The 307-nt window shown below is 36.8% G+C and carries 1 protein-coding gene; it reads left to right on the top strand.

What is annotated here, in order from left to right; all coding sequences use genetic code 11:
• Nucleotides 1-76: 76 nt before the first annotated feature.
• Nucleotides 77-307, top strand: a 231-nt coding sequence (locus ND811_RS19670) for an IS3 family transposase (protein ID WP_409035820.1), incomplete at its 3' end; no start/stop codon positions are given.

Genomic DNA, 307 nt, shown 5'->3' with positions numbered 1-307 from the left:
ACATGGCTCTAGAAATACAGGCAATTAAAAACGTACTCGGAAAAAAGTTTTAGACAGACCGAGTAAATTAAGAGCGATCGATCTGTTAAACGAGGAAGGTATTTCAAAAAGGCGAAGCCTGAAGCTCTTAGATTTTCCGAAGTCTACATACTACTTCAATCCGAAAAATGAAGATGAGATAGTTGTAAATGAAATCCGAAGACTTGCCTTCAAACGCAAGCGAGCAGGATATCGAATGATTTATAAATTCATGCGTAAAGCTGGATGGAGAATCAATCATAAAAAAGTATACAGATTATACTCGCGA

It is taken from the genome of Leptospira soteropolitanensis, from assembly GCF_026151655.1.
Taxonomy (GTDB): domain Bacteria; phylum Spirochaetota; class Leptospiria; order Leptospirales; family Leptospiraceae; genus Leptospira_A; species Leptospira_A soteropolitanensis.
Note: the sequence above shows the minus strand (reverse complement) of the source record. Positions and strands in the feature narration are given on the sequence as shown.